This window comes from Allocatelliglobosispora scoriae, from assembly GCF_014204945.1.
In the GTDB taxonomy this organism is placed as follows: Bacteria; Actinomycetota; Actinomycetes; order Mycobacteriales; family Micromonosporaceae; genus Allocatelliglobosispora; species Allocatelliglobosispora scoriae.
The window spans coordinates 2,184,533-2,202,863 of record NZ_JACHMN010000003.1; the positions used below are offsets into that span (position 1 = coordinate 2,184,533).

Here is an 18,331-nt window from a genome sequence, read left to right on the forward strand (position 1 = left end):
CTCTCGGGGAGGAAACATGGCAAGGATCAAAGCTCTGCTGGTCGCGTTCGCGGCCGTCGTTCTGGTCATGGCCAACGGTTCCCAGGGAAGCATCAGCGATGCCAATGGCAGCGCGGCCGGGTGCAGCTCGGCCTATCCGGGCACCTCCGTCTACCCGGTCACCGCGGTGCAGGTCTGTCTCGATCTGTCCGGCGGCGACGTGTGCCGGGCGAAAGTGACGATCACCTAATCGGTGCGGCGGAGATCCCCGGCCCAACGCCATCGAGACGTGGCCCGGGGATCTCCGTTTCGGCCCGGGTGGGCTTGACGTGCGGTTCGTAACGGCACCGGTAGGCTGACCTCATGACAGGGTGGATCGTGCTCGGCGTGGTGTTGCTGGGTCTGCTTATTCTCCTGCTGGCAGTGCGGGCGCTCGCGGTCAGAGTGCCCCAGCTGCTGGCGGTGCAGCAGGATCTCCAGGTGACGCTGGAGGGCGCGCAGGCGCTGCAGGCCCGATTGGAGGGCACCCAGGAGCGGATCGCGGCGCTGCAGGAGCGCGTTGCGCTGGCCCAGCACCGCCAGGGCATCCTGCAGGAGCGGATCGCCCTGATCAAGGCCTCGTTCAAGCGATAGCTGCTCGATTCTGCTCGATACCCGTCCATTGCAAGCAAATCTTGGCGGAATCGCTGCTTGACGGGTGCTCGGTCGGTGGTCAAGACTGCACCGGCGGGTGACGCAAGAGCCGGACGCAACGTGGCGATTGCGGAAAACGCACGTACTATGGGGCCGGACACCCCTCACTTTGATCAAATTTGGAGCAAGCAATGGGCGCCCTTAAGCCATGGCACATCATCCTGGTGGTGGTAGTGCTCGTCCTTCTGTTCGGTGCGAAGCGGCTCCCCGACGCTGCTCGTTCGCTCGGCCGCTCGATGCGGATCATGAAGGCTGAGACCAAGGGCCTCATGGAGGACGGCAAGGAAGCCGACAAGGGTGACCTCGCGGGCAAGGCTGAGGCCAACGCCGCGCGCACGCCGCTCTCCGGCGAGGTCCAGGCGCCGGCGGCGCCCGTCGCTGATCCGGTGCAGCGCGTCAACGAGCGCTGAGCGCTCACCGCGACGTGAACACCCCGGCACGTCGGTCCAAACCGACCAAATTCGAGCGTGCTTCCGAAGGCTCGATGACTCTCATCGAGCACATTCGGGAGCTACGTTCCCGGCTGACCCGGGCGACTCTGGCGATCCTGGTCGGCGTCATCGTTGGTTACTTCCTGTCGACCGACATCTTCAAGCTCATTCAAGAGCCTTACTGCAGCCTGCAACCCGATCCGACGAACTGCCAGTTCGTGTCGCTCGAGGTCACCGCGCAGTTCATGTTGAAGCTGAAGCTGGCGCTCTGGGCCGGACTGGTGCTGTCGTCGCCGGTCTGGCTTTACCAGCTCTGGGCCTTCATCGCGCCGGGACTGCACCGGCACGAGCGCAAGTGGGCCTACATCTTCGGCGCGATCGCCGGTCCCCTCTTCATGACGGGTGCGGTGCTCGCCTACGTCGCGGTCCACCAGGGTCTGAAATTCCTGCTGGAGCAGGGCTTCGCCAACGTCGCGGTGACGCTGGAGATCGGCGCCTACACGTCGTTCATCACCAACTTCGTTCTGCTCTTCGGCGCGTCGTTCGAGTTCCCCGTGCTGCTGCTGCTGCTCAACTTCTCGGGTGCCGTCACCGGCAGGCGGATGCTCGGCTGGTGGCGGATCGCGATTTTCCTGTGCTTCGTCTTCGCCGCGATCACGACGCCGGACCCCGGTCCGTTCGGCATGACGCTGCTGGCTCTGGCGCTGTCCCTGCTCTTCTTCGGCTCCGTCGGAGTCGCGCTCATCAATGACAAGCGGCGTGCTCGCAAGGAGCGCAAGCTCTACGGTGACATCGGCGATGACGAGGTCTCCAAGCTCGACGACCTGGAGCTCGACGAGGTCGAAGCCGGTGAACCGGTCGCCGCACCGAAGCCGATCGAGCGGCGCTACGACGAAATGACGTAACCGTCATACGATGACGGCTCGCACCCACCCGGGTGCGGGCCGTTCGTCGTTTCTGAGAGGTCGCACTGTGATCGCGGTGCTGGTCAACCCGACCGCCGGGCGCGGTCGCCACCGTGGGGTGCTCACGGAGGTCGTCGAGCGCCTGCGCGGCGCGGGCGAGCAGGTGGTGCAGATCGCCGGTGAGTCGGCCGAGCAGGCCCAGCAGGGCTGCCGCGACGCCGTCGCCGACGGCGCCCGCGCGCTGGTCGCGATCGGCGGCGACGGGACACTGCACCTGGCGCTCCAGGCCGTCGCCGAGCGCGGCATCCCGCTGGGAATAATCCCGGCCGGTACGGGCAACGACGTCGCCACTGCCGTCGGAGTCCCCGCCGACCCGCTCGCCGCGGCCGACCTCATCGTGGCGGCGCTGCTCGCCGACCGCACCACCACCATCGACCTGGCCCGGATCGACGGCGCCGGCGGCGAGACCCGCTGGTTCGCCGGGGTGCTCGGGCTCGGCTTCGACGCGATCGTCAACGAGCGCGCCAACCGGATGCGCTTCCCGAAGGGCTCCTCGCGCTATGACGTCGCGATCGTCCTGGAGCTGGCACGGCTGAAGGCGCGCCGCTACGCGATCACCGTGGACGGGGTCCGGCACGACCAGGATGCGGTACTCGTGGCGATCGGCAACACGCCGTCCTATGGCGGGGGGATGCGGATCTGTCCGGCCGCGGTGCCGACCGACGGGCTGAGCGACCTGGTCATCGCGGGTCCGGTCTCGCGGGCGACCCTGATGCGGGTGAAGCCGCGCATCTACGCGGGCACCCACGTGAGCCACCCCGCCGTGCGCCAGCTCCGCGGCAAGGTGATCACCATCGACGCCGAGGGCATCACCGGGTACGCCGACGGCGAGCGCGCGCTGCCCCTGCCGATCACGGTGACCGCGGTGCCGGGCGCACTGACGCTGCTGCGGTAACGCGGCCCTGCCGTGCCCGAAATTCGCGTTGATCAAGGGAAGACTCGCCATCCGGGGTGTCCGATTCGCGGCGAGTCTTCCCTTGATCAACGCGAATTTCGGGCAGGCTCAGTGCTGCTGGACGGCTAGGGCGAGGGCGGCGGAGAGGCCGTTGGCGCTGCCGACCGGGGCCGACGGCAGGATGATCGCCCGGCACCCGGCCGCCACGGCACCCGCGTCGGCGGCCGTGTCGCCCACCATGATCGTGCGCTCCGGTGGCGTACCGAGCAGGGCACAGGCGCGCAGGAAGATCTTGGGATCGGGCTTGATCAGGCCGATCTCGTAGCTCAACATCACCGGCACGTCGCCGAAGCCCCAGACCTCCAGCATCGGCCGGATGTCGAAGCCGATGTTGCTGACGACGCCGACCGCCACCCCCGCCTCACGGAGCGCGTTCACCGTGGGCAGCGCGTCGGCGTAGGGCACCCAGCCCTCGGCGAGCAGGACCCGCTCGTAGACCGCTTCGGCGAAGCCCTCGATGTCGCAGACGACGGTCGCGGCGAGCCCGGTATAGGCCTCGCGGTGGGCGTACTCATAGAGGTCTCGGTTTGCCCAGACCTCAGCCAACTGCGGCGGGATGCGGACCGGCCGCCCGGAACCGGGCAGGCCACCCGCGGCCGCGAGCCGATCGGCGAGCACGGTCGCCCGGCCGCGATCGATCGACGCACCGCACGCCGCGGCGGCCTCGGTCACCCAGAGCACCGGGTCCACCGTGGTCGCGAGCGTGCCGTGGAAGTCGAAGAGGACGGCGTCGGCGCCTCGCGCCGGGTACGCCGTCGGCGTGCCCTCATCATCTGCCACCCGTGCACCCTATCTAACGGACAGTTACCCCTTCGCGCCCTCCCGTGCGGTGTCGCGCGGTTGATCTCCCGGGCAGGTGACTCGCGGGCGGGGAGGCTCTACCGTTGCGCGGTGTGACTGACCCCCTCGGCACCGTCGCCACCGCGATCGGCGTCTTCGCCGGTACCAACATCGACGACCTCATCGTCCTGACCGTGCTCTTCCTCGCCGCGCGGGCGACCGGTCGGCCCCGGCCGTGGCAGATCTGGGTCGGCCAGGCAACCGGGATCGCGCTGCTCGTCACCGCCTCGGCCGCGATGGCACTCGGGCTCGCCGCCATCCCTGACGAATGGGTCGGGCTGCTCGGCCTGGTGCCGCTCGGCCTCGGGATCTGGGGGTTCGTGCAGGTGTTCCGCGGCGGTGACGAGGCCGAGCCGCCCGTCGTGGCGGCCGGTGCGCTCGCGGTCGCCGGGCTCACCGTGGCGAACGGGGCGGACAACATCGCGGTCTACGCCCCCGTCTTCCGTACGCTGGGGCTGACCGGCACCCTGCTGACGATCGGGGTGTTCGCGCTGCTGGTGGCGGTGTGGTGCGCGGCGGGGTCGTGGCTGGGGTCGCACCGGGCGGTGGTCGCGGTGATGCGCCGGCACGGCCACTGGCTCGTACCGGCGGTCTTCGTCGCGATCGGCGTTGTGATCATCCTCGAGTCCGGCGTCCTGGCCCGGCTGCTCTGACCCCGCCCCGCCCCGCGCCGCCACTCGCCCTGACGGTCTGGTCACGTAGTGCAGCACAGCGTGGCCTCGCGCAGCGATGTGGCCACGGTGTGCTGCACAACGTGACGGGAAGTGCGGCTGGCGCCGGCTGTCGGGAGTGCGGCTCGCCTGTGGGGGCGCTAGCCGGGCCATGATCGCGTTGTTTGTCGGAAGTTGGCCCCTCCGCAGGCGCGGGAAGGGCTTGCTTCCCGGAAACAACGCGATCATGGACCGTGCATTGGCGCCGGGTGTCCCAGCTTGCTGTGCGCGCGCACGCGTTGAGCGGGCCCGCGTACCCGGGCGGGCCCGCGTACCCGGGCGGGCCCGCGTACCCGGGCGGGCCCGCGTACCCGGGCGGGCCCGCGTACCCGGGCGGGCCCGCGTACCCGGGCGGGCCCGCGTACCCGGGCGGGCCCGCGTACCCGGGCGGGCCCGCGTACCCGGGCGGGCCCGCGTACCCGGGCGGGCCCGCGTACCCGGGCGGGCCCGCGTACCCGGGCGGGCCCGCGTACCCGGGCGGGCCCGCGTACCCGGGCGGGCCCGCGTACCCGGGCGGGCCCGCGTACCCGGGCGGGTAAGGACCGGTGCCGCAACTCTTCAAGAGTTGCGGCACCGGTCCTTACCCGCCCGGGCCAGGTCAGGAGAGGGGCGCCGTGAGGTCGTAGACGGTCTGGCCGCCGACGGTCTTCGCGGTGTAGTTCTCCGCCACCCAGGCGCTGATCGCGCTGCTGCTGCCGCCGCCACGGCCGCCACCCTGGCCGCCGCCGATGAGGTAGCCGATCTGCCCGTCCTGCACCCACTGCTGGAACTGCGCCAGCGTCGGTGCCGGATCGCCGGACCAGCCGCCCATGCCCATCACCGCCTTGCCCGTGGCGAGCTCCAGCGTCGCCGCGCTCTGCGCACCGGAGACCGCCGCCGCCCAGGTCGTGTCGGTCGCGGTGAGCAGTGCGGTGAGCTCGGCGGAGGTCGCACCGCCGCCACCGAATCCGCCGCCACCGACCATTCCGCCGGCTGCCCCGCCCGAAGCCGCCCCGCCCACCGCTGGACCACCCGCACCGCCCGGCAGAGCGGAGCCGGGAGCAGCGCCGATACCGGGAGCGGTGCCGGAACCGCCGCCGAACCCGCCCCGCCCGCCGTCCGGCCGGCCCGCGCCGCCCGCGCCGCCCGGACCACCCATCCCGGGCATGCCGCCCATGCCGCGGCCGCCCGCCGACGTCGCGGGTCCGGCGAGCGGCGTACTCCCGGTGTGCGCGGTTCCGGCGGTCTGCAGCGCATACGCCGCCGGAGCCGCGAGTAACGCCCCCAGCGCCCCGATCGCACCCGCGAGCGCCAGACGCCGAGCCGGGACCAGCAGCCCCGCTACGGCGATCACAGCCGCCGCAACCACCACCCACGCCAACCACGGCTGCCAGTCGGCCCGGCCGAGCAGCGTGACCGCCCACCAGGCGCTGACCACGACCGCGGCAGCCAGGATGATCCGGGCGGTCCAGCCGTCCCGCGCCCGCCACAGCAGCACGCCGCCCCCGCCGATCAGCGCGCCGAGGGCGGGTGCCATTGCGACGGTGTAGTACTCGTGGACGATGCCCTCCATCAGGCTGAACACGAGCGCGTGCGTGATCAGCCAGGTGCCCCAGAGCAGCAGTCCGGCCCGAGCGGCGTCGGTCCGCGGCCGCCGCGCGGTCACCCACAGCCCGCCGCCGAGCGCGATCAGCGCCGCCGGGAGCAGCCAGGACGCCTGCGCGCCCATCGTGTCGTTGAAGAGCCGCAGCAGCCCGGCCGCGCCGCCGAAACCGCCCCCGCCGCCGCCGAAACCGCCGCCGGGGCCACCGCCCTCACCGCCGGTGATCCGGCTCAGCCCGTTGTAGCCGAGGGTCAGCTCCAGGATGGAGTTCCCCGTCGACCCGCCGATGTAGGGCCGCGATCCGGCGGGCCAGAGCTCGACGAGCGCCACCCACCAGCCCGCGCCGACGATCATGGCTCCGGCGGCGGCGAGCAGCTGCCGGACCCGCTTCCAGACTCCGACCGGCGCGCAGACCAGGTAGACGATCGCGAGCGCGGGCAGCACCAGGAACGCCTGCATCATCTTCGTCAGGTAAGCGAGTCCGACGAGCCCGCCCGCGAGCAGCAGCCACCGGGTCAGCCCCCGCTCCAGGGCCCGCGTCACCGCGTAGGCGGCGGCGACGAGCAGCAGCGTGAGCAGCGCGTCCGGGTTGTTGAAGCGGAACATCAGCGCCGCGACCGGGGTCAACGCCAGCACCACCCCGGCGATGAGCCCGGCGGTGCCGCCCGCCCAGCGCCGCACGGCCGCATGGGTGAGCGCGACGGCGGCGACCCCGCAGAGCGCCTGCGGCACGAGCACGCTCCAGCTGGAGAAGCCGAAGATCCGCGCCGAGATCTCCATCAGCCACAGCGACGCGGGTGTCTTGTCGACGGTGATGAAGTTCGCCGAGTCCAGCGAACCGAAGAGCATCGCCTTCCAGTCCTGGGTCCCGGCCTGCACCGCCGCCGCGTAGTAGCCGTTGCCCCAGCCCGACGCCGCGAGATTCCACAGGTAGAGCAGTCCGGTGCCGACGAGCAGCGCGGCGAGCGCGATCCGCTCGGTCGTCGGCCGCCGCGAGCTGCGCGGTGTCTCGACAACCTCGGCGGGTACGCCCGCAGCCGCCCGCTCGGTCTCGAAGTCCAGCATGGTCATGCCCTTTCTCCCGGGACGACAGTGACGGTGGAACCGAAGACCCACGACCGCAGCAGCGTGAAGCGCAGCAGGGTGGCGGTGAGGTTGGCGGCGATCAGCACCGCGAGCTCGGTCGAGCGGGACGGGTCCGGTGCGAGCGCGTGCAGCAGCCCCAGCGAGCCGCTCGTCACCACCAGGCCGAGCACGAAGATCAGCATCCCCTGGGCCTGGTGGCGCAGCGCGTCGGCGGACCCCCGGATGCCGAAGGTGAGGCGCCGGTTCGCCGCCGTGTTCGCGACCGCGGTGACCGCCAGCGCGGCGAAGTTGGCGCCCTGCGCACCCAGCACCGGCCGGGCAAGCGCGAAGAGCACCAGGTAGGCGAGGGTGCTCGCCACCCCGACGAGCCCGAACCGGACCACCTGCCGCAGCAGCGTCCCGTGCCCGGCCTGCTCGTCGAGGAGCTGGGGCTCCCGGCCGAGCTGCTCGCGCAGCCGTTGCAGCGGCAGGGCGCCGGTGAGCAGTGCCGTGCCGAGCCGGGCGATGCCGCGCAGGTCGGCGGCGACGGTGGCGCGGATGTCGACCCTGCTGTCGGGGTCGTCGACCCAGTCCACGGGTACCTCGTGGATGCGCATCCCGCTGTTCTGCGCGAGGACCAGCAGCTCTGTGTCGAAGAACCAGCCGGTGTCCTGGACCAGCGGCAGCAGCTCCCGCGCCACGTCGGCGCGGATCGCCTTGAACCCGCACTGCGCGTCGGAGAAGGACGCGGCGAGGGTGCCCCGCAGCAGCAGGTTGTAGCCGCGCGAGATCACCTCCCGCTTGGCGCCCCGGACCACCCGCGACTGCCGGGCGAGCCGGGTACCGATCGCGAGGTCGGAGTGGCCCGAGACGAGCGGCGCCACCAGCGGCGGCAGCGCCGCGAGGTCGGTGGAGAGGTCCACGTCGAGGTAGGCGAGGACCGGTGCGGGCGAGCCCAGCCACGCGTGCCGCAGCGCCCGTCCCCGGCCCTTCTCGTCGAGCCGCACCACCCTGACCTCCGGCAGCTCGGCGGCGAGCCCGGCTGCCACCGCGGCGGTGCCGTCGACGCTGGCGTTGTCGGCGATCGTGATCCGGAACCGGTAGGGCAGGTTCGCGACGAGGTAGCCGTGCAGTCGGCGTACGCAGGGGGCGAGGTCGGCCTCCTCGTTGTAGACGGGCACCACGACATCGAGGACGAGCTGCGTCGCCGCGGTCTCGATCGGTTGCCGTCGGGATCGGGCCGGTGCGGTGATCATGAATTCTCCTTCGTCAGGTCGTAGACGGTGACGCCGCCGACGGTGCTCGACGCGTAGTGCTCGGCCACCCAGGCCGTGATCTGCTGAGCGACGTCGCTGCCGCTGCTCGCCCCCATGCCGAAACCCGAACCGCCGATCAGGTAGTGGATGCGTCCCTGCGCGACCCACTGCTGGAACTGGGCGAGGCCGGGCGCGGCGTCGGTGCCGTTGAACCCGCCCAGCGCCATCACCGGGAGCTGTGTGGCGAGCTGGTACCCGGCCGCGTTGTTGGCGCCGGTCGTCGCGGCCACCCAGTCATAGGCGTCGGCGTCGGCGGTGAGGAGTGCCTGGAGTTCGGTGCTCGGGGTGGTGGCGTTGAGCAGGCCGCCCATGCCGCCGCGTCCGCCGCCGCGGAAGGCGCCGGTGCCCGTACCCCCGCCGGTTCCCCCCGGTGCCGTGCCGTCAGGGGCCATCGGACCGGTGGGGCCGGCCTGGCCGGTGCCCTGTGCCGGACCACCGGGGAGCGTGCCCTGGCCGCCGGGCATGCCGCGCCCCGCGCCGCCCCGGTTGCCGCCGGGGCCGCCGCCACCCGGGCCGCCCATGCCGCCGGTCGCGGGACCGGCCGTGGGGATCGCGCCGGTGTGGGCCGTCGCGGCCGTCTGGAGGGCGAAGGCCGCGGGTCCGGCGAGGGCGACCACGAGGCCGGCGAGTGCCACGGTGCGCTGGGTCCAGCCGGGCAGCAGCCGGGCCGCGAGCAGCGCGGAGGCGATGGCGATCGCACCGACCAGGATCGCCTGGCGCAGCCACGGGTAGAAGGTCGCAGCCTGGCCGAGCAGGGTGAAGGACCACCAGCCGGTGCCCGCGAGCGCCGCTGCGGCGGCGGCCGCGGCCCAGGCGTGCTCGCGATTGCGCCACAGCAGCGCCGCGCCCGTGCCGATGACCGCGCCGATCGCCGGGGCGAGGGCCACGGTGTAGTAGGAGTGGAAGATTCCGGCCATGAAGCTGAAGACGAGCCAGGTCGTCACGAGCCAGCCGCCCCACAGCAGGAATCCGGCCCGGATCCGGTCCGTGCGCGGCCGCCGCCAGGTCGCCGCGATCCCCACGGCGAGCAGCACCAGCGCGGTCGGCAGCAGCCAGGACGCCTGGCTCGCCATCTCGCTGCCGAACAGGCGCTGCCAGCCGGTCTCGCCCCAGCCGTTGCCGCCGCCGACGCTGCCGGTCTCGTCGCCGGTGAGGCGGCCGAAGCCGTTGTAGCCGAGCGTCAGCTCCAGCACGCTGTTGTCCTGCGTGCCGCCGATGTAGGGGCGCGAGCTCGCCGGCCACAGCTCCACGATCAGCACCCACCACCCGGCCGCCGCGACCATCACGCCGGTCGCCGCCGCGAGCTGCCAGGCCCGCCGCCCGAGGCCGCGCGGTCCGAAGATCAGATACACCAGGCCGAACGCGGGGAGTACGAGCAGCGCCTGCAGCATCTTGGCGAGGAAGGCGAAGCCGATCGCACTCCCGGCGAGCAGCAGCCACCTCGTCTGCCCGAACTCCAGTGCCCGGGTCACCCCGTAGGCGGCCGCGATCAGCAGCAGCACGAGCAGCGCGTCGGGGTTGTTGAAGCGGAACATCAGCGCCGCGACCGGGGTGGTGGCGAGCACGGCACCGGCGATCAGCCCCGCACCCGGCCCCGACCAGCGGCGTACGGTGGCGTACAGCAGGCCGACCGAGGCGATTCCGCACAGCGCCTGCGGCAGCAGGACGGCGACGGAGTTCAGCCCGAAGAGGCGGACGGATATCGCCATCAGCCACACCGCGGCCGGGGCCTTGTCGACGGTGATGAAGTTCGACGAGTCCAGGGAGCCGAAGAAGAGCGCCTTCCAGCTCTGCGATCCGGCCTGGGCCGCGGCGGCGTAGTAGGGATTGGCCCAGCCCGATCGGGACAGCCCGATCAGGTAGAGCGCCGCCGTGGCGGCGAGCAGCAGGGCCACCGCGATCGTGCCGGCTCTGGGCCGCCGTCGGCGGGGAGCCGCGCTCGCGTCGACCGGTGCGGTGGTGAGCCCGGGAGCAGGCAGGATGCTGGTCATGGCGGTGAGCCTGACAGCGGCGTGTCTGCACCGACTCGGACTTGGCTGGGTGTCACCTGGGGGTATGTCCGTAATTCGCTGGTCTGAAAGCCGACGCCGCCCCGTTCTGCGCAGCCCCCGAGCCGCAAACTGTCGCCTCTGCGCTATAGCCTGTGAATCATGACGAGCCCCGCCGAGAGTTATGCCGATTCCCAGCGACGCGGGGCACAGGCCGCGGAGTTCCCGGCATTGACGGACTTCATCGGCGAGCTCTCGTTCGAGCTCGACGACTTCCAGCTGCAGTCCTGCCAGGCGCTGGAGCGGGGCTCCGGCGTGCTGGTCTGCGCGCCGACCGGTGCGGGCAAGACGGTGGTCGGCGAGTTCGCGGTGCACCTGGCCCTGCGGCAGGGTCGCAAGTGCTTCTACACGACCCCGATCAAGGCGTTGTCCAACCAGAAGTTCCACGACCTCATCGACCGCTACGGTCCGGAGAAGGTCGGCCTGCTCACCGGCGACAACGCCATCAACGGCGACGCGCCGATCGTGGTCATGACGACCGAGGTCCTGCGCAACATGCTCTACGCGGGATCATCCACTCTGGAGGGTCTCTCCTTCGTCGTCATGGACGAGGTGCACTACCTCGCCGACCGCTTCCGCGGCGCCGTCTGGGAAGAAGTGATCATCCACCTCTCCCAGTCGGTCACCCTCGTCTCCCTCAGCGCGACCGTCTCCAACGCGGAGGAGTTCGCCGAGTGGCTCAAGACGGTGCGCGGCAAGACCGAGGTGATCGTCAGCGAGCACCGGCCCGTCCCGCTGTGGCAGCACATGCTCGTCAACAAGCGGATGTTCGACCTCTTCCACGACGCTGACGCCGCCCGTGCTCACGACGTTCACCCGGAGCTGCTGCGTTACACCCGGGAGTCGCTGCGGCGGCTGGAGCTCAGCGGCGGCCTCGACAAGCGCGGCCCGCGCGGGCGGGGACGCCGCAACGTCGGCCCGCCGCGCCAGGACATCGTCGAGCGCCTCGACAACGAGGGCCTGCTCCCGGCGATCCTGTTCATCTTCAGCCGGGCCGCCTGCGACGCCGCCGTGCAGCAGTGCCTCCAGGCCGGCCTGCGCCTCACCAGCCCCGACGAGAAGGTCGAGATCCGGGCCCTCGTCGAGCGGCGGATGAGCTCGATCCCGACCGAGGACCTGTCGGCGCTGGGCTACTGGGAGTGGCTCGACGGGCTCGAGCGCGGGCTCGCCGCCCACCACGCCGGGCTGCTGCCGATCTTCAAGGAGATCGTCGAGGACCTCTTCGTCCGGGGCCTGGTCAAGGCGGTCTTCGCCACCGAGACGCTGGCACTCGGCATCAACATGCCCGCCCGCTGCGTCGTGCTGGAGCGCCTGGTCAAGTTCAACGGCGAGGCGCACGTCGACCTGACCCCGGGGGAGTACACGCAGCTCACCGGCCGCGCCGGCCGCCGGGGCATCGACGTGGAGGGCCACGCGGTCGTCGTCTGGACGCCCGAGGTCGACCCCCGCCACGTCGCCGGTCTCGCCTCCACCCGCACCTACCCGCTGCGCTCCAGCTTCCGGCCGTCCTACAACATGGCGGTCAACCTCGTCGGGTCCGTCGGCGCCGACCGCGCTCGCGACCTGCTCGAATCGTCGTTCGCGCAGTTCCAGGCCGATGCCTCGGTCGTCGGCGTCGCCCGCCAGGTGCAGAAGAGCCTGGAGACGCAGGCGGCCTACGCCCACGAGGCCTCCTGCCACCTCGGCGACTTCTCGGAGTATTTCGCGCTGCGTGTGGCGATCGGCGACCGGGAGAAGGCGATCACCCGCCAGTCCCAGGCGAGCCGCCGCGACCAGGTGGCGATCTCGCTCAGCGCGCTCAAGGTGGGCGACGTGATCCGGGTTCCCGCCGGTCGGCACGGGGGCCTCGCGATCGTGCTGGAGGCGGGCACCGCCGGATTCGGCGAGCCCCGGCCGCTGCTGCTCACCGAGGACCGCTGGGCCGGGCGCCTCGCCGCGGGGGAGTTCCCGCACCCGGTGGAGGTGCTCGAACGCGTACGCGTGCCGAAGAACTTCAACCACCGCAACCCCGGCGAGCGGCGCGACCTCGCGGCGAGCATGCGCGGCCTCGGGCTGGAGCGCGGCGCGGGCCGCCGGGCCAAGCCCAAGTCCGGCGGCGAGGACCGCGAGCTCACCCGGCTGCGCCACGACATGCGCAAGCACCCCTGCCACCAGTGCCCCGACCGCGAGGACCACGCCCGCTGGGCCGAGCGCGCCCACCGGCTGCTGCGCGAGACCGATGCGCTGCGGGAAAAGGTCGCCAGCCGGACCGGTTCGCTGGCCCGCACCTTCGACCGGATCTGCTCGATCCTCGCCGACCGGGGCTACCTCGCCGCCGACGGCACCGTCACCGCGGCGGGCAAGATGCTCGCCCGGATCTGGACCGAGGCGGACCTGCTCGTCGCCGAGTGCCTGCGCGACGGCGTCTTCGAGGGTCTGCCCCCGGCGGAGCTCGCCGCGGTCGTCTCCACCGTGCTCTACGAGGCGCGGCGCGAGACCGACGAGCGGATCGGGCTGCCCCGGGGACCGGTGACCACGGCGGTCGAGGAGATCCTGGCCCGGCACCGCAACATCGCCGAGGACGAGCTGGAGCGGGGACTCGACGCGACCCGCGAGCCCGACCTGGGCTTCGTCTGGCCGATCTACCGCTGGGCGCGCGGCGAGACGCTGGCGAAGGTGCTGGCGAGCGGCACGATGGACGGCGAGATGCCGGCCGGTGACTTCGTCCGCTGGGCCCGTCAGGTCGTCGACCTGCTCGGGCAGCTCGCCGAGGCGTCCGGGGTGTCGGCGGAGGTGCGGGGGTCGGCCCGGCAGGCGATCGCGCTGGTCAACCGGGGAGTGCTCGCCTACACCGCGATGGCCTGACGCCCGCGCTGCTATTCACGATCACACGTCATTCGGGGAACCAGACGTGATCTCCACGGGTGCCCGGATTCGCTGCGCGTGCACGTCCCGGCGAGGCGCCAGCGTCGCGGCACCTCCGCACGCCGGCGTCTCTGCACGTCAGGAGATGCGCCGCCGCCCGGCCCGATGCCACGATCCCGGAGAGGGATCCACCGGCGGGTCCTGATAGGAGCGGTGGCAGATGAGTTCCGGATTGGCGATCGTCCTCTTCCCCGTAGCGCTGGGCATCGTCATGCTCGGCCTCGGCCTCACCCTGACGATCGAGGACTTCCGGCGGGTGGTCACCTATCCCCGCGCCGTCCTCATCTCGCTCGCCTGCCAGATGGTCCTGCTCCCGGCGATCTGCCTGGGGCTCGTCCTGCTCGCGGACCTGCCGCCCGAGCTCGCGGTCGGCATGATGCTGCTCGCCGCCTCGCCCGGCGGCAGCACCGCCAGCCTCTACAGCCACCTCTTCCGCGGCAACGTCGCGCTCAACGTGACCCTCACGGCGATCAACTCCGTCCTCGCGCTCTTCACCCTGCCGCTGATCGTCAACTCCTCGATCGCCGGGTTCATCGGCTCGGACACCTCGATCGGCCTGCAGTTCGACAAGGTGCTCCAGGTCTTCGCGATCGTCCTCATCCCGGTCGCGGTCGGCATGACGGTCCGCGGCCGCTTCCCCGCCTTCGCCGAGCGGATCCAGCGCACGGTCAAGATCGCGTCCGTCGTGGTCCTGGTCTTCGTCCTCACCGGCGCGGTGATCGGGATCAAGGACGAGATCGCCGAGACGATCGGCGCGGTCGGCGTGACGGTCCTGCTCTTCAACATCGCAAGCCTCCTCATCGGGTACGCCGTCCCGCGCCTCGCCCGCGTCGCGCACCGCGAGTCGGTGGCCTCGTCGTTCGAGATCGGACTGCACAACGCGACGCTGGCGATCACCATCGGTCTCAGCCCGACCCTGCTCAACAGCAGCGAGATCGCCCTACCGTCGGCGATCTACGGCACGCTGATGTTCGCCACCGCCGCGGTCTTCGGCTTCATCACGGCCCGCCGCGGTCGGCGTACCTCCGAGGATCTCCCGGCCTGACCCTCCGCGGCCCGGCGCCGAAGATCGCCGCAACTCTTCAAGAGTTGGTGCTAACCCCTGAGCACCAACTCTTGAAGAGTTGCGGCGATCTTTGGTTTGATGAGCGTTATCCATCGGCGGTGGGATTTAATCGCCGCAAAGTATTGACCTGTCTGAGCGGGCATGGTCTTATCTAGCCGAATACATTCTATTCCCATGGGTTAGGTAGGATATTGATGTCCCGACTCCGTCCCCCGGTGCTCGTTGCCGTGTTCGCGCTGGTGCTCGGCTCGTTGGCCGGTCCCGTCGTGTCGGCACCCGCCGCGCAGGCAGCGCTTCCCACCGCCGCCATCTCCATCGGCGACAGCTTCATCAGCGGCGAGGGCGCCGGCGCCTACACCGCCGTCACCGACCTCAACGGCACGTCGCAGGCCTTCCCCGGTTGGTCGGCGCCGAACAACAACCCCTACTTCTGCCACCGCTCGGCGAACGCGTCGCTCTTCAAGGCGGACCTGCCGGGGATCCAGAACCGGTTCAACCTCGCCTGCTCGGGCGGCCAGCCGTTCGACATCGCCAACAACTCGATCAACCGCACCAAGGGCCGCAACGTCGCCGCGCAGCTCACCCAGCTCCGGCAGGTCGCGCAGACCAACGACATCGACGTGGTCCTGGTCGGACTCGGCTCCAACAACAGCTCCTTCACCTTCGGCGACGTGGCCGTCCTCTGTGCCAACCGGTTCATCGCCGACGCGTGGACCGGCTGGTGGGAGTTCTGGGCCTACCTCAACGGTCCGGTGCCGCAGGAGCCGTGCAGCAACGCCGACCTCGCGACCGCCGCCGAGGTCTCGGCCGCGACCGCCGAGACGATCGCCGCGCTGCGCCTGCTCGTCAACACCCTCAACGAGGTCGACGCCGACGGCCAGCACCGCATCGTGTTCCAGGACTACACCAACCCGATGCCGACCGACTTCGACGTCAAGTTCCACACCGAGGACGGCCGCGCCGACGACCGGGACAAGTTCCGCGACCTGGGCGCCGAGCGCTACGCGGGCGGCTGCCCCGTGCACCGGGCGAGCCTGGCTCCCGGCCACTACTTCTCGGCCGCGCTCGGCACGATCGTGCAGAACAGCTTCAACACGATCTCGGCCGAGTACCCGGGCCAGGACTTCGTCTACCTCAACGTGCAGCACGCCTTCGACGGCGCCCGGCTCTGCGAGAAGGCCGACAGCCCGGCGAACACCCTCGCCACCCCGATCCGCCTGATGGACGGCCCGACCGGCGTCTTCCTGCAGAGCCTGTCCGGCTACGACAAGATCGCGATCCAGCGGATCGCCAACTCCTGCGTGACCTACTTCCAGACCTGCCAGGAGTCGTGGCACCCCAATGCCTCGGGCCACGCGGTGCTCGGGCAGTGCCTCGCGGGTGCGGCTGCGACGGCCGCACGCTCCGTCTCCTGCGTACGCCAGAGCAACGGCTCGATCGTCGTCAGCTGACGTGACGCGGTGCCCGGGATCGTCCTCCCGGGCACCGCGTTACACCGCCCACGGTGGAGTGCCGACGACCGTCCCGTCCGCCATCGTCGCGGTGAAGCCCGCCTGGATCACGACGTGGGCCGTGGCGGGCTCGGCCCCCGGGTTGACGAGCTGGATCGGCTCGCCGGCCGGCACGACGGCGGCGTCCCCCGCGTGCAGCGGATCGCCGTCGGGGGAGAGCCGCAGGGTGCCCGAGGTGACCATGAAGACCTCGTCCCGGTCGAGGTGGTGCGGCTGGTCCGAGACGAGGCCCGCCTCGACGGTGATCCGCCAGGTGCAGACCTCGCCGGAACCCCGGCTGGGTGAGGCGAGCCCGGTGAACTCGACGCCGGGCAGCTGGAAACGCGGTGCGGTGGTCGCGGTGATGAGGTGCATGGTTCGTTCCCGTCCGAGTAGACAAGCTGGCTTGTTCAAGCTGACTTGTCTATCATGGGGTCCATGGACGCCGAAGCGCAACCGATCGATCTGGGGATCCTGCTGGGCCTCGCCTATCAGGAGTTCGTCCGCGAGCTGCGGGTCGCGCACGAGGAGGCCGGATTCACCGACGTGGGCAGGTCGGACGGTGTCGTCTTCCGGGCGATCGCCGGGCGGCCGATGACCGTCAGCGACCTCGCCGTCCGCCTGCAGATCACGAAGCAGGGTGCGGCGCAGATCATCGAGGAGATGGAGGCCCGGGGGTACGTCGAGCGCCACCCCGACCCGTCGGACGGCCGGGCCCGCCTCGTCCACCTCGCCGAACGGGGGCGGGCGGCACTCGCCAGCGCCCGCGCGTTCCACCGGTCCTATGAGGAGCGTCTCGCTGCCGCCCATGGCAAGGCCGCTGTCGCCACGCTGCGCGGGCTGCTCGCGGAGATCGCCGGCGCCGAGCAGACCGTCGACCCCCGCCTGCGCGCCCTCTACCTCTAGCCCTCGGGTCACGGTGCCCTCGGGTCGCGGTGCCCCGGTCGCGTTGCCCCGGTCACGTTTTGCAGCAAAGCGTGGCCTCGCCGCGCGGAATAGCCACGCTTTGCTGCAAAACGTGACGGGGACCAAGATCGCCGCAACTCTTCAAGAGTTGGTCCTATCGACCGCGCCGCCGTGCCGCCGCTCGCCGTGCCGGGACTTGATCGCGCTGTTTCCCGGAAGTAGGGCGCTCGGGCATTGCCGGAGGGGACTGTTTCCCGGAAACAACGCGATCACGCGCGATGGGAGCGCTTCCATTCGCGCTGCGGGCCGGTATGCTGACGGGGCATTGAGGCCGGGAGGGACCATGGCGCGTCAACCCACGATGGGGGATATCGCGCGCCGTGCCGGGGTTTCCCGGGTCGCCGTCTCCTACGCGCTCAACGGCCGTCCCGGTGTCTCCGAGGAGCTGCGCCAGCGCATCCTGCGGATCTCGCAAGAGATCAACTTCAGCGCCAACGGACCGGCCCAGGCGCTGCACGGCGGCGGCGTGCACGCGATCGGGCTCACCATGCGGCGCCCCGCCACGGCGTTCGCCATCGAGGTCTTCCGCCGCGAGCTCATCAGCGGCGTGCAGATGGAGCTCTCGGCGCGCGGCTTCGGCCTCGCCCTGCAGTTCGTCGCCGACCTCGACGACGAGCTCGCCGTCTATCGCCGGTGGAACGGCGAGCGCCGGGTCGGTGGCGTACTCATCTGCGATCTCGGCACCGACGACCCGCGGGTGCCGGTGCTGGAGGAGCTCGGCCTGCCTGCGGTCGTCGTCGGCGGCCCGACCGGTGTGGGGCGCCTGACCAGCATCTGGAACGACGATCGGGCGGCGGTGACCGAGTCCGTCGGCTACCTGGTCGGGCTGGGGCACCGGCGGATCGCCCGGGTCAGCGGGCCGGGCGAGATGCTGCACACCGCCGAGCGGACCGGGGCGTTCCTCGCCGCCTGCGCGAGCGCGGGTGCCGAGGGGATCGTCGTCGGCGCCGACTACACGGGTGAGGCCGGGGCGACGGCGACGCGGCGGCTGCTCAGCTCGGCGCGGCGGCCCACGGCGATCGCCTACGACAACGACGTGATGGCCGTCGCCGGGCTCGGCGTCGCGATGGAGATGGGTGTCGGGGTCCCGGCCGAGCTCTCCATCGTGGCGTGGGAGGACTCGCCGGTCTGCCAGGTCGTGCGGCCGGCGCTGACGGTGCTCCACCGCGACATCCCGGCCTTCGGCGCGCACGCGGCGCGGCTGCTGCTCGCGGTCATCGAGGGTGCGGAGCCGCGGAGCGTCCAGGACCACACCGCCCAGCTCGTCGTCCGGGCGAGTACGGCGCCACCGGCCTGATGGCGTCCGGAATATAGGCTGAGC

Annotated in this window: 17 protein-coding genes; 11 read left to right on the top strand and 6 right to left on the bottom strand. The window is 71.4% G+C overall.

Annotated features, from left to right (window positions below; translation table 11 throughout):
• Positions 1–16: 16 nt before the first annotated feature.
• The 5 genes from F4553_RS36010 (at position 17) to F4553_RS36030 (ending at position 2,963) form a co-directional block, all read left to right on the top strand.
• Positions 17–229 (top strand): hypothetical protein, encoded by a 213-nt coding sequence (locus tag F4553_RS36010; RefSeq protein WP_184845505.1) that lies wholly within the window; start codon positions 17–19, stop codon positions 227–229.
• A 113-nt stretch (positions 230–342) separates the two neighbouring features.
• Positions 343–612, top strand: coding sequence for a hypothetical protein (locus F4553_RS36015; protein ID WP_184845507.1), 270 nt, complete (start codon positions 343–345; stop codon positions 610–612).
• A 191-nt stretch (positions 613–803) separates the two neighbouring features.
• Positions 804–1,082, top strand: a complete 279-nt coding sequence (tatA, locus tag F4553_RS36020) for a Sec-independent protein translocase subunit TatA (protein ID WP_184845509.1) — start codon at positions 804–806, stop codon at positions 1,080–1,082.
• A gap of 74 nt (positions 1,083–1,156) precedes the next feature.
• Complete coding sequence (gene tatC, locus F4553_RS36025; protein WP_184845511.1) at positions 1,157–2,008, top strand: twin-arginine translocase subunit TatC; 852 nt, start codon at positions 1,157–1,159, stop codon at positions 2,006–2,008.
• Positions 2,009–2,018: 10 nt separating this feature from the next.
• On the top strand, positions 2,019–2,963 hold the full coding sequence (locus F4553_RS36030) for a diacylglycerol kinase (protein WP_184845513.1): 945 nt from the start codon (positions 2,019–2,021) through the stop codon (positions 2,961–2,963).
• A 108-nt stretch (positions 2,964–3,071) separates the two neighbouring features.
• Here the strand turns inward: F4553_RS36030 and F4553_RS36035 are convergent, their stop codons facing one another.
• Entirely contained in the window at positions 3,072–3,803 is a 732-nt protein-coding gene (locus F4553_RS36035) for an HAD-IA family hydrolase (RefSeq protein ID WP_184845515.1), read from the bottom strand.
• Positions 3,804–3,916: 113 nt separating this feature from the next.
• Here F4553_RS36035 and F4553_RS36040 point away from each other — a divergent pair, with 113 nt between their 5' ends.
• A complete protein-coding gene (locus tag F4553_RS36040; RefSeq protein WP_184845517.1) occupies positions 3,917–4,516 on the top strand; it encodes a cadmium resistance transporter in 600 nt (199 codons plus the stop codon).
• Positions 4,517–4,758: 242 nt separating this feature from the next.
• Here the strand turns inward: F4553_RS36040 and F4553_RS40365 are convergent, their stop codons facing one another.
• Genes F4553_RS40365 through F4553_RS36060 form a run of 4 tightly spaced genes read right to left on the bottom strand, consistent with a single transcriptional unit; the run spans position 4,759 to position 10,527 of the window.
• Positions 4,759–5,127, bottom strand: coding sequence for a collagen-like domain-containing protein (locus F4553_RS40365; RefSeq protein ID WP_221470617.1), 369 nt, complete (start codon positions 5,125–5,127; stop codon positions 4,759–4,761).
• Positions 5,128–5,171: 44 nt separating this feature from the next.
• Complete coding sequence (locus F4553_RS36050) at positions 5,172–7,226, bottom strand: ArnT family glycosyltransferase (protein ID WP_184845521.1); 2,055 nt, start codon at positions 7,224–7,226, stop codon at positions 5,172–5,174.
• Positions 7,223–8,476, bottom strand: coding sequence for a bifunctional glycosyltransferase family 2/GtrA family protein (locus F4553_RS36055; protein ID WP_184845523.1), 1,254 nt, complete (start codon positions 8,474–8,476; stop codon positions 7,223–7,225). Before F4553_RS36055 ends, F4553_RS36050 begins: the two co-directional genes overlap by 4 nt.
• Positions 8,473–10,527, bottom strand: a complete 2,055-nt coding sequence (locus tag F4553_RS36060; RefSeq protein WP_184845525.1) for a glycosyltransferase family 39 protein — start codon at positions 10,525–10,527, stop codon at positions 8,473–8,475. The genes F4553_RS36055 and F4553_RS36060 overlap by 4 nt, the downstream gene beginning before the upstream one ends.
• A 159-nt stretch (positions 10,528–10,686) precedes the next feature.
• On the opposite strand from F4553_RS36060, the gene F4553_RS36065 reads away from it, so the two are divergent.
• The 3 genes from F4553_RS36065 (at position 10,687) to F4553_RS36075 (ending at position 16,005) form a co-directional block, all read left to right on the top strand.
• On the top strand, positions 10,687–13,428 hold the full coding sequence (locus F4553_RS36065) for a DEAD/DEAH box helicase (RefSeq protein WP_184845527.1): 2,742 nt from the start codon (positions 10,687–10,689) through the stop codon (positions 13,426–13,428).
• A 220-nt stretch (positions 13,429–13,648) separates the two neighbouring features.
• Positions 13,649–14,533: a bile acid:sodium symporter family protein gene (locus tag F4553_RS36070; protein ID WP_184845529.1), complete on the top strand. Its 885-nt coding sequence runs from the start codon at positions 13,649–13,651 to the stop codon at positions 14,531–14,533.
• Positions 14,534–14,748: 215 nt separating this feature from the next.
• Positions 14,749–16,005, top strand: a complete 1,257-nt coding sequence (locus tag F4553_RS36075) for an SGNH/GDSL hydrolase family protein (RefSeq protein WP_184845531.1) — start codon at positions 14,749–14,751, stop codon at positions 16,003–16,005.
• Positions 16,006–16,044: 39 nt separating this feature from the next.
• On the opposite strand, the gene F4553_RS36080 is transcribed toward F4553_RS36075, so the two are convergent.
• Entirely contained in the window at positions 16,045–16,419 is a 375-nt protein-coding gene (locus F4553_RS36080; RefSeq protein WP_184845533.1) for a cupin domain-containing protein, read from the bottom strand.
• A gap of 63 nt (positions 16,420–16,482) precedes the next feature.
• Here F4553_RS36080 and F4553_RS36085 point away from each other — a divergent pair, with 63 nt between their 5' ends.
• Positions 16,483–16,950 carry a MarR family winged helix-turn-helix transcriptional regulator gene (locus F4553_RS36085; RefSeq protein ID WP_221470618.1) on the top strand — a complete coding sequence of 156 codons (468 nt, stop codon included), beginning with the start codon at positions 16,483–16,485 and terminating at the stop codon, positions 16,948–16,950.
• Positions 16,951–17,293: 343 nt separating this feature from the next.
• The gene (locus tag F4553_RS36090) at positions 17,294–18,307 is read left to right on the top strand and encodes a LacI family DNA-binding transcriptional regulator (RefSeq protein WP_184845534.1); all 1,014 of its coding nucleotides are present in this window, start codon (positions 17,294–17,296) and stop codon (positions 18,305–18,307) included.
• The last annotated feature ends 24 nt before the right edge of the window (positions 18,308–18,331 follow it).